General features: G+C 63.3%; 12 protein-coding genes. 9 read left to right on the forward strand and 3 right to left on the reverse strand.

The window, feature by feature from the left end; translation table 11 throughout:
- Positions 1–155 precede the first annotated feature (155 nt).
- The 4 genes from QJT78_RS30990 to QJT78_RS31005 all read left to right on the forward strand — a co-directional run bounded on the left by QJT78_RS30990 (position 156) and on the right by QJT78_RS31005 (position 4,003).
- Positions 156–593, forward strand: coding sequence for a VOC family protein (locus QJT78_RS30990; RefSeq protein ID WP_028146756.1), 438 nt, complete (start codon positions 156–158; stop codon positions 591–593).
- Between the two features lie 108 nt (positions 594–701).
- Positions 702–1,844 carry an Mrp/NBP35 family ATP-binding protein gene (locus tag QJT78_RS30995; RefSeq protein ID WP_028146755.1) on the forward strand — a complete coding sequence of 381 codons (1,143 nt, stop codon included), beginning with the start codon at positions 702–704 and terminating at the stop codon, positions 1,842–1,844.
- Positions 1,845–2,038: 194 nt separating this feature from the next.
- Positions 2,039–3,130: a TRAP transporter substrate-binding protein DctP gene (locus QJT78_RS31000; protein ID WP_014496209.1), complete on the forward strand. Its 1,092-nt coding sequence runs from the start codon at positions 2,039–2,041 to the stop codon at positions 3,128–3,130.
- Positions 3,131–3,652: 522 nt separating this feature from the next.
- Positions 3,653–4,003, forward strand: a complete 351-nt coding sequence (locus QJT78_RS31005) for a hypothetical protein (protein ID WP_028146754.1) — start codon at positions 3,653–3,655, stop codon at positions 4,001–4,003.
- A 33-nt stretch (positions 4,004–4,036) separates the two neighbouring features.
- Here the strand turns inward: QJT78_RS31005 and QJT78_RS31010 are convergent, their stop codons facing one another.
- Positions 4,037–5,158, reverse strand: coding sequence for an alpha/beta hydrolase (locus QJT78_RS31010; protein ID WP_038943853.1), 1,122 nt, complete (start codon positions 5,156–5,158; stop codon positions 4,037–4,039).
- Positions 5,159–5,328: 170 nt separating this feature from the next.
- Positions 5,329–6,186: a hypothetical protein gene (locus tag QJT78_RS31015; RefSeq protein WP_028146752.1), complete on the reverse strand. Its 858-nt coding sequence runs from the start codon at positions 6,184–6,186 to the stop codon at positions 5,329–5,331.
- Positions 6,187–6,617: 431 nt separating this feature from the next.
- Here QJT78_RS31015 and QJT78_RS31020 point away from each other — a divergent pair, with 431 nt between their 5' ends.
- The 4 genes from QJT78_RS31020 to QJT78_RS31035 all read left to right on the forward strand — a co-directional run bounded on the left by QJT78_RS31020 (position 6,618) and on the right by QJT78_RS31035 (position 11,719).
- A complete protein-coding gene (locus QJT78_RS31020; protein WP_028146751.1) occupies positions 6,618–8,381 on the forward strand; it encodes an adenylate/guanylate cyclase domain-containing protein in 1,764 nt (587 codons plus the stop codon).
- Between the two features lie 182 nt (positions 8,382–8,563).
- A complete protein-coding gene (locus QJT78_RS31025; RefSeq protein ID WP_240537641.1) occupies positions 8,564–9,466 on the forward strand; it encodes an ABC transporter substrate-binding protein in 903 nt (300 codons plus the stop codon).
- Positions 9,467–9,627: 161 nt separating this feature from the next.
- A complete protein-coding gene (locus tag QJT78_RS31030) occupies positions 9,628–10,302 on the forward strand; it encodes a response regulator transcription factor (RefSeq protein ID WP_028146749.1) in 675 nt (224 codons plus the stop codon).
- A 1-nt stretch (position 10,303) separates the two neighbouring features.
- Positions 10,304–11,719 (forward strand): ATP-binding protein, encoded by a 1,416-nt coding sequence (locus QJT78_RS31035; RefSeq protein WP_038943852.1) that lies wholly within the window; start codon positions 10,304–10,306, stop codon positions 11,717–11,719.
- A gap of 109 nt (positions 11,720–11,828) precedes the next feature.
- Here QJT78_RS31035 and QJT78_RS31040 read toward each other — a convergent pair whose 3' ends face one another.
- Positions 11,829–13,115: a M20/M25/M40 family metallo-hydrolase gene (locus tag QJT78_RS31040; RefSeq protein WP_049807736.1), complete on the reverse strand. Its 1,287-nt coding sequence runs from the start codon at positions 13,113–13,115 to the stop codon at positions 11,829–11,831.
- A gap of 560 nt (positions 13,116–13,675) precedes the next feature.
- Here QJT78_RS31040 and QJT78_RS31045 point away from each other — a divergent pair.
- Positions 13,676–14,875 carry a hypothetical protein gene (locus QJT78_RS31045; RefSeq protein WP_155257692.1) on the forward strand — a complete coding sequence of 400 codons (1,200 nt, stop codon included), beginning with the start codon at positions 13,676–13,678 and terminating at the stop codon, positions 14,873–14,875.
- The last annotated feature ends 63 nt before the right edge of the window (positions 14,876–14,938 follow it).

Below are 14,938 nucleotides of genomic sequence, written 5' to 3' on the forward strand. Positions count from 1 at the left end.
GGTCGTCAGGCGGTGAAAAGCCGAAGGCAATCCTGTGCGCCTCGTCAGAGCAGATGTGCGGCCACATCAATCGGACTAGAAAAACGCACTCTCACGAATAGGACGGGCTAGGATGGCGGGACTTAAGGTCCTACATAAAAAAAGGGAGCGAAAGCATGGGCGACGTGAGCGTTGGTGTCCTCGATCATTTCAACATCCGGACCCGGAATCTGGCCGAGACGGTCCGCTTCTATGAGGACGTGCTGGGCCTGGAAAAGGGCGCCCGGCCCGATTTCGCCTTCCCGGGGGCCTGGATGTACAGCGAGGGCAAGGCGGTGGTGCACCTCGTCGATATTTCCCCGACCTCGGAGCCACAAAAGCCGGATTCCGGCGTTGTCCACCACGTCGCCTTCGTCAGCCGCGGTTTCGACGGCATGAAGCAGCGGCTGACGTCCAAGGGCATGAAATTCGACTCCCGCCAGGTGCCCGGCGGCGACCTCTGGCAGATCTTCGTCCACGACCCCAACGGGGTCATGATCGAGCTCAATTACGAGGCCGCTGCGGAGCAGGGGGCTGCCCCCGCGGAGATGGCTGACGATATCGGCAGGCAGTAGCCTTTTGCCCGTTTCCGCTCTAATGGGGCATCCTCAAGCCTTGAGCATGATCTGATCGGAAAGCCGCTCCACACTTTTCCGGATCATGCTCTGTTCAGGAGATGCGCTTTGAGCGTGACGCAGCAACAGGTTCTAGACAGCCTCGCCAGGATCAAGTCGCCCCGCGGGGTCGCGCTCACCAATGCCAATGTGCTGAGCGCGATCAGCGCGGCCGACGGCAAGGTGTTCTTCTCGATCAACGTCGATGCCGCCGAGGCGCGGGCCTGGGAATCCGTCCGGGCCGAGGCTGAGGCCGCGGTGCGCGCCATTCCCGGCGTCACCACCGTGATGGTGGCGCTGACCGCCGAGCGCAAGCCGGGTGCCGCACCGCCTCCGCCGCCAACGCCGAGCCGCGGCACGCCGGGCGTGCAGCCGGTCCACGCCCACAAGCCACCGCCGCAGGGCGGCGCCCAATCGCCGATGGCGCGGCAGTCCGAGATTCCGGGTGTCGCCGCCGTGATCGCGGTCGCCTCGGGCAAGGGCGGCGTCGGCAAGTCGACCACCGCGCTCAACCTGGCGCTGGGCCTGCGCGACCTCGGCCTCAAGGTCGGGCTGCTCGATGCCGACATCTACGGCCCCTCGGTGCCGCGGTTGACGGGCCTGCACGAGAAGCCGGCGCTGGACGGCGAGCGCAAGATGATTCCGCTCAAGCGTTTCGGCCTCGCCATCATGTCGATCGGCTTCCTGGTGGAGGAAGAGACCGCGATGATCTGGCGCGGTCCGATGGTGATGTCGGCGGTGACGCAGATGCTGCGCGACGTCGCATGGGGGAGCCTCGACGTGCTCGTCGTCGACATGCCGCCGGGTACCGGCGATGCCCAGCTCACGCTGGCGCAGAACGTGCCGCTCAAGGGCGCCGTGATCGTCTCGACCCCGCAGGACCTGTCCCTGATCGATGCGCGGCGGGGGCTTGCGATGTTCAGGAAGGTCAACGTGCCCGTGCTCGGCATCGTCGAGAACATGAGCTACTTCCAGTGCCCGCATTGCGGCACGCAATCGGACATTTTCGGCCATGGCGGCGCGCGCCACGAGGCCGAGAAGCTCGGGGTACCGTTCCTGGGCGAGATCCCCCTGCACATGGCGATTCGCGCCAGCTCGGATGCCGGCAATCCCGTGGTCGACAGCGAGCCGGACGGCCCTCATGCGGCGATCTATCGCGCCATTGCGGGGCAGGTCCGGGACCAGCTCAAAGGCGCTATCGCTGCGGCCTGAGCCGGTCTTTTGGGGGCATGCGACTTTCGTAGAGCCCCGTCATGCCATTGTCGCGTTCCGAAAGCGGGGCTTCCGTGTTAAAGGCCACGGCAGTCAAGCCCCTTCGGTTCGACGCGACTTAGAACGCGTCGCCGGAACGAGCGGCGACAACGAGGAAGTTTAGGGGAAACGCCCCAACAAGGAGAGACCTGAAGATGAAGCGTCGTGATTTCCTGAAAGTGTCGGCAGCAGGCGCGGCGGCGACCGCCGCGGTGGCCTCGCCGGCAATCGCGCAGTCCATGCCCGAGATCAAGTGGCGCCTGACGTCGAGCTTCCCGAAGTCGCTCGATACCATCTATGGCGGTGGCGAGCAGCTGGCGAAGTACGTCGCCGAGATGACCGACAACAAATTCCAGATCCAGGTGTTCGCCGCCGGCGAAATCGTCCCCGGCCTCCAGGCGCTCGACGCGACCTCGAACGGCACGGTCGAGATGTGCCACACCGTCTCCTACTACTATGTCGGCAAGGACCCGACCTGGGCGATCTACGCCTCGGTGCCGTTCGGCCTCAACGCGCGCCAGCAGAACTCCTGGTGGTACCAGGGCGGCGGCGAGCAACTCGGCAACGAGTTCTTCAAGAAGTCGAACGTGATCGGTCAGCCCTGCGGCAACACCGGCACCCAGATGGGCGGCTGGTTCCGCAAGGAGATCAAGACCGTTGCGGACCTCTCCGGCCTCAAGATGCGCATCGGCGGCATCGCCGGCCAGGTGCTCCAGAAGGTCGGCGTCGTGCCGCAGCAGCTCGCCGGCGGCGACATCTATCCGGCGCTGGAGAAGGGCACCATCGACGCCGCCGAGTGGGTCGGCCCCTACGATGACGAGAAGCTCGGCTTCGCCAAGGTCGCCAAGTACTACTACTATCCCGGCTTCTGGGAAGGCGGTCCGACCGTCCACGCCTTCACCAATTTGGACAAGTGGAATTCGCTGCCGAAGAACTACCAGGCGATCCTCACCAACGCGATGGCCAACGCCAACAGCTGGATGGCCGCGCGCTACGACATGCAGAACCCGGCGGCGCTGAAGCGTCTGGTCGCCGGCGGCACCCAGCTTCGTCCCTTCACCAACGAAGTGCTCGAAGCCTGCCTCAAGTCGACCAACGAGCTGTGGGGCGAGATCTCGGCCAAGAACCCCGACTTCAAGAAGTCGATCGACGCCATGCAGGCCTACCGCTCCGACGAATATCTGTGGTGGCAGGTCGCCGAATACACCTACGACAGCTTCATGATCCGCTCGCGCACCCGCGGCTGATCTTTCGAAACGTCGCAAGACGACAGAGCCCGGCCTCGTTCGCGAGGCCGGGCTTTTTCTTTGCCGCCAGCGGCCGCCAAACAAAAATATGAAAAACAACCCCATGCACAGTAGAAGCGGGGTGAGGGCAGGTTGCCCTCTGGATGCTGCCAGCAGCTTGACGCGTCGGGGCAAATCAGCAGGAAGGGGCAATCGTCGCACAGCCGGGGCCAACGCGGCGGTTCGCCTGATCGCGGCATCTGGAATGACATCGTCATTTGCCGCGCGTCCGTTCCCGCATCGTCATTGCGAGGAGCCCTTGCGACGAAGCAATCCAGACCGTGACCGCGGAGGGTTGCTGGATTGCTTCCGCCTTCGCCGAGGCTTCGGCGGACAAGTCGCTACGCTCGCAATGACAGGTGGATGGAGTTGGGGCTCAGCCCAGCAACGAACCCGTTTGACACGTCGGGCAAAACAGTGGCAAAAGGCTAGAATCGTATAATCCGAAAATTGGCGCTTCGGTGGCGATCCCGTGAGGTGACGATGAGCTTCGATCCCGATGAGGTTCGACGCGCGCTGCGCAAGGCATGGTCGCTGTCGACTTCCAGCCAATGGACGGCGAACAATCCGGCGGCAGGGCAGTGCAACGTCACGGCGCTGCTCGTTCACGAACTCTTCGGCGGCGAGCTGCTGAAAACGCCTCTGCCGGCGGCCGATCATTTCTACAATCGGATCGAAGGACGGCGGTACGACTTCACAGCGAGCCAGTTCGATCAGCCGATTGCCTACGTCGACTTGCTCACAGATCGAGCCGACGCAGAGCTGGGAGCAACGAGCGACCAACTGGCCGAACTCAGAGCCGCTTTTCTGCGGCACCGTACTAGATCAGCCTAGTCAGCTTGTTGGGATCGATGCATATTGCGTCGTTCAGTTCTCGGTCGTGCGCTGGCCGACGGCATAGACATGGCAGGCTGTGCCGGAAGTATTGCTTTTGCATTCCGCGACAGACCTGTCGCGCGCTTCCGTTGCCGTCCGGCTGGCAGGTGCCAGGCCACAGGCTCCCTTATCGTCGATGGCAAATGCCTTGAAGTCGCTGCGAATGGCCACATAGCTGGCAAACGCCCTCTGGCAGTCCGGCGAAAGACCGGTTGGTGTTGGAAGCGGTGCAGGCTCTGGCAGATCGATCGTAACAGCGGTCGGCAGTTTAAGCTCGGCAAGGAACGGCTCGGCGACTGTGAGCCAGGTTTCGGCCGCTGCCCCTATGATGAGGTCATGACCGTCGGTTCCAAAGGGCGGCAGGATCTGCAATCGCGCCGGCGCGCCGCCGGCCGTGTATGCGGTCATCCGATGCGCGAGTTCGGGGCCATATGACCGGTCATTTTCGGCGTAGAGCCAAAGCGCCGGTACGCGGGCGGTTCGGCCGAGTGACGCCACTGTGCCCACGAGACGATCGGGGCTGCAGGCTTCGTCCGGCTTGGCCATCGCATGATAACCGCCGTCGAAGTTCAGAACGCCTACGACGCCGGCGGGATTTCGCTCAGCGACGGCGAGCATGGTTAGCCCGCCGGTTGAGTGGCCGAGCAGCAGGATGTGGTCGGGATCGACCCAGGGCTCACGTCGGGCGGCCGCCATCGCCACTATGATGTCATCTGCCGCAATGCGCTCGGCCGCGAGGTAATCACACGGCCTTAGCAGTTCCTCGGAGTAGCTCCCTCCAGACAGGCCGAAGCCACGACGCATGATGGACAAGGTCGCGTAGCCACGCTGGGCCAGAGCTACGGCCGGCGTGTTGAAGGCGGTCGGAGTACGCTTGGCAATGTTGCGGAAGAAAGCGTCATCCCATCCCCCTGGGGTGCCATGAGTCATGATCACCAACGGAAATCGGCCGGGACGATCCGGGCGAACGACATAGCCGTCCAGCGTCAAATCCTTGCCGAACATCCTGACGGGCAATGTTATGGGCGCACTGATCAGGCCGGACATGAGCCCGGTGTTTTCGGCATGAGCAACGGTGGCGAACGACAGAAGCAGCGCGATCAGGATCCGCACGTGAAACTCCAGAACGGGGCGCCTTGTCAAAGAGGGCTTCGGCAATCTAGCGTGTAATCCAGCCTTCGTTCAACCGGCCGCTCGCTTTTGACTGCCACATGGACGTGGCCTCCGAGCCGGACCCGCGCGCGTGTTGGTCGCGCCGGAAATCACCGTTCAAGACCACCGATCTACAACTGCGGGCCAGATAGTCTAACCTCTCGCTCGGCGCGGAAGACATTGCCATACAGGTTGCTGATCCATTGTCTTCCGCTCGAGGTTACGTTCAGATAACGGATCGCCGTCTGGACTTGGGGTGCGACCTTGGTCCAGTAGAACTGCGGATATTTGTGCACCACGTCCGCGGGTGTGGCGTATCCGAGCGATTTGTTGAGCCCTATCTCTTCGAATTCATAGAAGAGAGCATTTGATTTCTTCATGTAGTTCGGATCGCCGAGCTGGCCGATCAGATCAGCGGCACGCAGCAACAAGCCTTCCTCCTGGTCCAGATCATCCCTAGGTTCGCTCGTTGGTGTGTCTGCATAGGGAACGCGGGTATATTCGATGGCCTGGGCAACGCGCGCGGCGTCGATCTGGTCGACTGCGTCGAGACGCTCCACCGCGAACAATTTTGAGCGGTCGACGTGATAGGGCGCAAGCGCTGCATCGGAGGAGCCGATCGGTAACTCAACCGTTCGGCCGGTACCGTCAACAACATAGGCGCCCTCCTGGTCTCCGTAGATGACGCCTCGAACGTAGCCGATGTCGTGGATCAGACAGGCCAGGATGAAGTGAGCATAATCGCTGGCCGTGGTTTGCCTCAGAAGTGAGCGGCCGATCAGGATGTCGTGCCCCACCAGCGTGACCAACAGGGTGTGCTCCACGTTGTGATACAATGCATCGCTATTACCGATACATTCCAGGGCCAGCTTCGCCGCGTAGGGGAGCAATTCGGGCAAGCTGGCATGCGATGAGCCGAAGCGGCCTTTTGTCTCCGCGATGAGGAACGCACCGAGCGCCTGGGACGTCAGTTCTGGAATTGTTATCATGAGCAAGGTCCTCGTCGACGAGAGGAGGCTACCGGAAGAATGCGACGCCGAGCTGGAAGTTGCTGGGCGCCAGCGAACTGAAAGGCGACGTCGCCGCCTCAAATGGAGCTGAACAGGACGTGAGGCCAAAGGAGGGGGTGATGCTTGACCTAGATCAACGTGGCTGCGGCGCATGCTAGGTCTGCCCGGCAGCAACGTCCGTTCAGGGTGGTCAAAAGCCGCCTTGCGGCGCGAAGGCCAGTCAGCCGGAGGCTGACATCGGCCGACAATTCAGCCATAGCGCCAATTTGTCGCCAGACCGCGTGACTGGTCCGCCTTAACGGCGCGAAGGGTGTACCGATACGCTCGGGATTCGAATGAACTCCACCCGACGGCTGAGCGACATGTTATTCTGGGCCATTGTATTTATGTGATTATCAGGAGACCGGATCATGATTCCTCAGGATCGGTTTCGCGGCCTTTTTCATAAATATCTGCTCGCGCTTTTCGTGGCTGTCGCGATCCCACTTGCATTCAACGGCGTTATTGAAGCGTGGTTCGGCTATCGCGATCAGCGCGCGAGGCTCGACCAGTGGCTTAGCCTCCAGTCCGCATCCGCGGCCGCCGAAATACACGATTTCATCTACGGCATCACAAGTCAGCTTGGCTGGCTGGTTCAGCTTCCATGGAGTGACGAGTTCGACGAACGCCGGCGGACCGACGCGTTGCGCCTGCTTCGACAAGCGCCCGCCATCGTCAGTCTCACACTCCTCGACGGCAATGGCCTGGAGCGTCTCTACATCTCGCGGATCGGCCTCAATCGTATCGAGAGCCGTACGGACCGATCAGCTGATCCTGCCTTGGTTGGTGCCCGCACAGCTCAGATCTCGTTCAGCGACGTCAGCTACCATCGAGGCTCCGAACCGTACTTGACGGTTGGGATTACCGGCAACCGACCGGCGGTCGGCGCAGTCATAGTCGAAGTGAACCTCAAGCTGATTTGGGACGTGATCTCGGCGATCAAGGTCGGAAGGACCGGCTCCGCCTTCGTCCTGGACCGATCGGGTCGGTTGATCGCCCATCCCGACATCAGCCTCGTGCTCCGCGGGGCGGAGGAAGCAACCTCCAAACCATTTCGGGCTGTGCGGGACGCGATAGGGCCGAAAGCGGGCTTCGCAACGAGCCGCGATGCACAAGGACAGTATGTTGCTGCCAGCGCTGCTCCCGTACAGGGCCCCGACTGGACAGTCGTGGTCGTGCAGCCGCTATCCGAAGCTTATGCGCCGATCTATTCCGCCCTGTGGCGGACGGCAATGCTCCTCGCAATCAGCACCATGCTCGCCGGGATACTTGCCTATGCATTGGCGCACCGGATGACGGAGCCGATCAAGCTGCTCGAGGAGGGCACGGAGAGGATTGGTGCCGGGTCCTTTGACCACCGCATCTCAATCCACACCGGGGACGAGTTCCAGCGTCTTGCAAACAGTTTCAACAGAATGGCTTCCGAGCTCGCGCTGGCGCAGCAGCACCAGGAGCGCATCGCCAAGCTAAAGCGGTTCCTTGCTCCCCAGGTGGCCGATCTCGTCGATCGAGCCGGCGATGACAGCGTGCTGGACGGCCGCCGTACGGAAGTCGTCGTTGTCTTCTGCGATTTGAGGGGGTTCACCGCGTTTTCAGCAGGCGCCGCGCCCGAGGACGTCATGAGCGTATTGTCGGAATATTATGAAAGCCTCGGCAGGGTCATCACGAAATTCGAGGCAACGCTGATCAATTTCTCCGGCGACGGACTGATGGTGCTGGTGAACGCACCTGTCCCGGTCGAAGAGCCTGCATTGAGAGCCATCGATCTGGCCGTCGACATGCAGACGAACGTGCAAGCCCTCATCGCCGGCTGGCGATCGCGTGGCTACCACATTGGTTTCGGAATCGGCCTTGCCAGCGGGCCGGCGACTGTCGGCCGGATCGGATACGAGGACCGGCTCGACTACACCGCCATTGGGAGCGTCGTGAATCTTGCGGCCCGGCTGTGCGCATCTGCCGCGGACAAGGAAATCCTGATCGACGCCAAAGTCGCCGCCGACGTCAAGGGCAGGCGGCCCGTCGAGGATCTCGGGGGCCGCGAAATCAAAGGATTTGACGAAGCTATTCCAGTCTTCGGAATATCCTTCGAGGCTCTCCAGCCGAGTGGCCGCAGGATGCCTGGCACAATCCGCTAGAGACTGTTCGCGTATCCGGGGCTATGCTCCGGCAAACGGCTGACGGCAGCGGGTCCGTAGGCATGAGGTGCGCCAACCCTGAAGCAGCAACGCTACGCGGACGCCCTCGACGGCGTGATTTTCTTCTTTGGATGGCAGGCGCCGCGACGTGGACGACCGTCTCGTATGGGCAGAAGCCCTCCATGCCGGTCATTGGCTATCTTTGCCCGGAGTCACCCGAGCTCTTTGGCAGTCGACTTGAGGCTTTCCGACAGGGACTGGAGGAGGCCGGCTTCGTCGAGGGTCGCAATGTGGCGATCGACTTTCAGTGGGCCAACGGACAATATTCTCGATTGCCTGCCCTGGCTGCCGAATTGGTCGCCAGAAATGTAGACGTGATCGTGGCTCCTGGCGGGGCTCCCGTGGCACTTGCCGCGAAGGGTACGGGTACGACCAAGACCATCGTGTTCGAGATGGGCGGCGACCCCGTTCAGCTGCGCGTGGTGGACAGCCTGTCGCGGCCCGGCGGAAATATCACGGGGGTATCGAGCCTGAGCGTCGATGTGTCGCCAAAGCGGCTTGAGCTGATGCGCGACCTGTTGCCCACGGCGACCAGATTGGCGGTGGTCGCCAACCCGACAAGTCCGACCGCACCATCACAATTGCAGAAGCTTCAGGCGGCTGCAGAAGCCTTGCGGGTTCAATTGCAGATCTATAGCGCAAGCAAGGAGGATGAATTTGAATCCGTGTTCGCCGCCGTGGCCAGGGACGGGCCAGGCGGAGTTGTGTTTACCTCCGACCCCTATTTTGCATTTCGCAGTGTCCGGCTGGCGGCTCTCGCGATGAAATATCAATTGCCCGCAATCACGCAGACCCGAGACTTTCCCGTGGCCGGAGGCTTGATGAGCTACGGAGGAGACTTCATGCAGTCGCACCGTCGCGCGGGTATCTATGCCGGACGCATTCTGTCGGGCGAGAAGCCTTCTGATCTTCCAGTTCAACTCGTCACGAAGGTGGAGCTCGTTGTCAATTTGAAGGCAGCGAAACTGCTCGGCCATCCGTTCTCCGCAGCAGTCATTGCCGGCGCCGACGAGGTGATCGAGTAAACCATCATGGGAACGCGCCGAGGTCGGCTTACACGAACCTGACAGGGGGCGCGAGCCGGCCTGCCACGCGCTTTTTCGCTGGCCGAGGCGGCCGGAATGGTGGAAGAGAGCGAAGATGCGGCGCGAGCCGTGATTGCACCGGAACATCCGGCGGGACTGCGATGCGCCTTCTGATCGTCGAGGACAATGTCGAGCTGTCGCGGCTCGTTGCCGCCGGGCTGTCGGCCGCGGGCTACCAGAGCGACATCGTGAGCACCGCGGCCGAGGCACGCGAGGCGGTCAGCAGCGTCAGCTACGCTGCGATGATCCTCGACCTCGGCTTGCCCGACGGCGACGGCCTGTCGGTGCTGCGCGAGCTGCGCCGGCAGATGGAGCCGCTGCCGGTGCTGGTGCTGACCGCGCGCGGCGGCCTGCAGGATCGCGTCAGCGGCCTGCGCAGCGGCGCCGACGACTATCTCGCAAAGCCGTTCGCCATGGAGGAGCTGGTGGCGCGGCTGGAGGCGATCCTGCGCCGGCCCGGCCAGCTGCTCGGCCGCTCGCTGCGCCTCGCCAATCTCGTCTACGACACCGAAAGCCGCCAGATCTTCGTCGACGACCAGCCGCGGATCATCTCCGCGCGCGAGACCTCGGTGCTGGAGATTTTGCTGCGCCGGCAGGGGCGGGTGGTGCCGAAGAAGAACGTCGAGGACCACATCTTCGGGCTCGAAGGCGAGGTCGCCTCCAACGCGGTCGAGGTCTACGTCTCGCGGCTGCGCAAGCAGCTCACCGAGCACGGCGCCAAGGTCGTGATCCACACCATCCGCGGCGTCGGCTATCTCATGTCCGAGGAGAAATAGCGTGGCGGCCGCCGGGGCCTATGGCAGATCGCCGACATTCAAATCGTTGATCTGGCGCATGGTGTTCATGCACATCGTGGCGGTCGCGGTTGTCGCGATCTTCCTGCCGCTGGTACTGTTCTGGCTGCTCAACTCCGAAGTCGACCAGCTGCACCGCGAAGCCATGCGCGCGCAGGCCGAGGTGCTGGCCGAGCGCATTGTCGCCGCGCCGGACGGCCTGCTGACGTTCAACCTGCCCGACAGCCTGCGGGGCCTCTATTCGGAAGCCTACGGCCGTTATCTCTACGACATCCGCGATGCCGACGGCCGTCTGCTGTTTTCGTCCCGCCGCAAGACGGGAGCGGCAGCGTCGGCGCCTCCGACTCTTTCCGAGACGATTTCCGGCGCCGGCGTCACCCGCATCATCGACGGCAAGATCGTGCGCATCCGCGTGGCCGAGGATCTGGCGCATCGCGACGTCATCATCGACGACATCATCTCGAACTTCTTCCGCCGGGTCGGGTGGATCACCATTCCGATCCTGCTGATCCTGCTCGCCGCCGACATCATCATCTTCCGCCGCGCCATCGCGCCATTGTGGAAGGCGTCGGAGGAGGCCAGCAATATCGGGCCGGCGCGCACCGACATCCGGCTGCCGACGGAACAGATCCCGCGCGAGATCATGCCGCTCGTCACCGCCGTCAACCAGGCGCTCGACCGGCTCGAGGACGGTTTTCGGGTGCAGCGGCAGTTCACGGCGGATGCCGCGCATCAATTGCGCACGCCGCTCACGATCCTGCGCACGCGGATCGAGACGCTGGGCGATGGCGCCGCAAGGCAGGCGCTGCACGACGACATCGAAGGCATGAGCCGCATCGTCGCCCAGCTGCTGGAGATCGCCGAGCTCGACACCCTGGTGCTCGATCCCGGCGAGACCGCGGACCTGCGCGCCGTCTGCGCCGAGGTGGTCGGCTCCATCGCGCCGTTAGCGATCGCGCAGCACAAGGACATCGCGCTGAAGGGCGCCGACGCGCCGGTGCTGATCCACGGCAATGCGGAGATGCTCCAGCGCGCGATCTTCAACCTCGCCGAAAACGCCATCAAGTTCACGGCGAAGGATACCTCGGTCGATGTCGAGGTGCGGGACGATGGTTCGGTGCGCGTGCGCGATTGCGGCCCCGGCATCGCGGAAGCCGAGCGCGAGCTGATCTTCCAGCGCTTCTGGCGCGCCGACCGCCAGCGCAGCGACGGCGCGGGCCTCGGGCTCTCGATCGTGCGCGGGGTCGCGGACGATCATGCCGCGACGGTGGCGGTGGAGAATCTTCCGGGCGGCGGCGCGGAGTTCACGCTGCGGTTTCGGCTGGCGGAGAAGACTGCTTCTTTGCCCTCTCCCCTTGTGGGAGAGGGTGGCTCGCCGCGACAGCGGCGAGACGGGTGAGGGGGTCTCTCCGCGAGTCCAGCTGCGCGTTGAATGCGAGGAGAGAACCCCTCATCCGGCGCTTCGCGCCACCTTCTCCCACAAGGGGAGAAGGGAAGAAAACAGACCGCTATTTCAGCTTGCCCGTGGACAGGTCCATGATCATGCGCGTGGCCAGATAGAGCCGCGGCACGATGCTGTTGATCTGCACATATTCGGCATCGTTGGAGTGCGCGCCGAAGCCCGACAGGCCCATGCCTTCCACCACGGCGCCGCTGGTTTTGAGCGCGGCAAACGCGGCGTCGGTGCCGCCGCCGGTCGCCTTCTCGTCGACCTTGAGGGACAGTCCGATCTCCCCATAGATCGTCTTGCCGTAGGCTGCGACGCGGCGCGAGGCGTCGTTGGCCTCCAGCGGCGGGCGACGCACCTCGAATTTCAGCTCGACCCTGGAGTCGGGCAGCAGGCGATTCCTGATCTTCTCCTGCAGCGCCTTCTGCAGCTCGTCGAAATCGGCGACCTTGAGCGCACGCGCATCGGCCTGGGCCGAGGCGTCGGCCGGGATGACGTTGCGGTTGGTGCCGGCCTTCGAGACCGTCCAGTTCAGCTTCAGGCCCTGCTCGGGCTTGGACAGGTCCTTCATCTGCAGCACCTGGTGCGAGAGCTCGTACAGCGCGTTGACGCCGCCCTCGGGCCGCGCGCCGGCGTGCGAGGACTTGCCGTGCACCGTGAGATAGGCCGAGCCGATGCCGCTGGTGGCAAGGCGCAGCGTGCCGTCGGTGCCGCCGCCCTCGAACGACAACACCACGTCCTGATCCGCGGCGAATTTGGTGATGGTGCTGCGCCAACCGGGCGAGGAGATCTCCTCGTCGCCATTGGTGAGCACCGTGAGCGTGCCGTAATCCTTGAAATTGAGTTTCTGGAGCATCGCCACGGTATGGAGAATGAGCGCGACGCCCTGCTTGTCGTCGGCAATGCCGAGGCCGTAGGCCTTGTCGCCGTCGACGCGGAACGGCTGGTCCTTCAGCATGCCCTTCAGGTACACCGTGTCCATGTGGGCGATCAGCATGATCTTCTTGCTGCCGGTGCCCTTGAAGACGGCGTGCACGGCCGGGCCGATTGTCTCGGGCGTGTCGTCGAGGCGATAGACGTCGGTGGGGTGCAAGATCTCCACCGTGCCGCCGAGCTGCTTGAGCTGGCCGGCAACGCGCTCGGCGATCTGGTTCAAGCCTTCGACGTCCTTGCTGCCGGATTCGATGCTGACGAGATCGCGCAGCGTGTCGAGCAGCGGCTGTTGCTCCTTTTGCGCCAGCGCATGGACATCGCTCATCGGTTCCGCATGCGCAAACGTTGCGGCACATGCCAGCCAGAGCGATGCGATCAAGGGCGCGAGCGACGGAGCAGGGAGCGATCGGGACATGCGCGGCGGTCCATCAGTTGGAGGATGGCCCGGTATGCCCGTGTTTCCGGCGCTTGTCACGCGCGCGGATCCGGCGGCAATCCCTCTGCTGCTTCCCGGCAATGCGCGACGGTTCGTGCCGAACAGCCAGTGCGCCATCGACAGAGGTGATCTGGCACGATGACGCCGTGACGCTGTTCGTTCATAAGCTGGAAAGGTCGTGCAACTCAGAACGTCGCTTTAGCGAAGTTTACGCCAACTGCAAAAAGAAGATGGAGGCCCCATACATTGCGCCGAACGTGGTGACATTCTCACGGAACTGATCAGCGTGACCGTTGACGCCGGCCCCCACGATCGCTGCGCCGAATGCGGCGAGATTGCACATAAGAGACCGCGAGCCGACGTACTCGACCTTATGAGTGCAGAATTGGTCAGCCTCACTGGCCGCCCCGTGACAAATTCACAACAGCCAGCCACAAACTGTAATTGCGTTTGTTGTTCGCCACAATTGCGGTGATTTGCGCTCTCACCATTTCGATGGGCTTGTTCGAAGTGCCCAGCGTGTTTTGCCGGAGCCATCGGTGCGCACACCTTTGCTGACAACCACAGCGGTGATGGCGTTGCTTTCCGCGTCCACAGTATCGACGCGCGCCCAGACCAACTGGACCGGTGCGACATCCAACGACTGGTTTACCGCCGCTAACTGGACGGCTGGCGTCCCTGTACTTGGGGGGAGCGATGCAAACATTAACGTCACGTTGCCGAATGCGACGGTGGTTGGGGTCCCTGGCGCGGTAGCGCAGCGCCTTGTCGTTGGCCGGACCGGAGTGGGTAACCTCACCATCCAGAACGGCGGCACGCTCCTCACCTTCACGGGCGGTGTCGTCGGCTTCCTCGGCAGGGGCGACGTCACGGTGACCGGCGCAGGCTCGAATTGGACAAACGTCAACGGCGGCATTCAGGTCGGGAGCGCTCTACCGAACTCCATCGGCACACTCACGGTCGCGGACGGTGGCTCTGTCAACGACACGCCGTCCGGCACCCCGGGTGGGGGGCTTATCACCGTGGGCGGGGGCGGCGGTTTCCGCGGAGCGCTGATTGGCAACGGCTCCGTGACATCGACCCTGACCCAGATCAACGCCGGCGGCTTCCTCGTTCCCGGTCAGGGGATCGTCGCCGGTCAAGGGGGAACGCCCGACGCGATGCGTTTCATCGGCAATCTCGCGTTCCAGTCCGGCGCGTTCTACGTCGTGCAGGTCAATCCCACGACGGCCTCGACCACCAATGTGTTCGGCGCGGCGTCGCTTGCCGGCACCGTAGTGGCCAACTTCGCGCCAGGCAGTTACGTCTCGCGCCAATACACCATTTTGACGGCAGCGTTCGGTATCACCGGCACCTTCGACGCGCACGTCAACGTCGGCTTGCCGGCCGGCTTCGGGACGCGACTGGCCTACGTCGGCAACAGCGCAATACTTAACCTTAGGGCACAGCTCGTTCCCGAACCTATCCCGCCCGACCAGCCGCCAATACCTCAGGACCGCCGATACCGGGGCTGCCGTCTCCTTTGCCGCCCCCGCAGGTCTTCACCGACAACCAGCTCAACGTCGGCCGTGCCATCGACAACTTCTTCAACAACGGCGGTGCGCTGCCGCCGGCCTTCGTGCCGCTCTTTGGCCTCGCCGGCAGCAATCTCACCACTGCCCTCGATCAGATCTCCGGGGAGGCTGCGACCGGTGCACAGACAGCCGCTTTCCAGCTCGGCAGCCAGTTTCTCAACCTGATGCTCGATCCGTTCGTCGATGGTCGATGCGGTGTTGGCCGCACTGACTATCCAGCGCTCGGCT

Origin of the sequence: Bradyrhizobium sp. Mp27, from assembly GCF_029953005.1 — a bacterium.
GTDB classification, from domain to species: domain Bacteria; phylum Pseudomonadota; class Alphaproteobacteria; order Rhizobiales; family Xanthobacteraceae; genus Bradyrhizobium; species Bradyrhizobium barranii.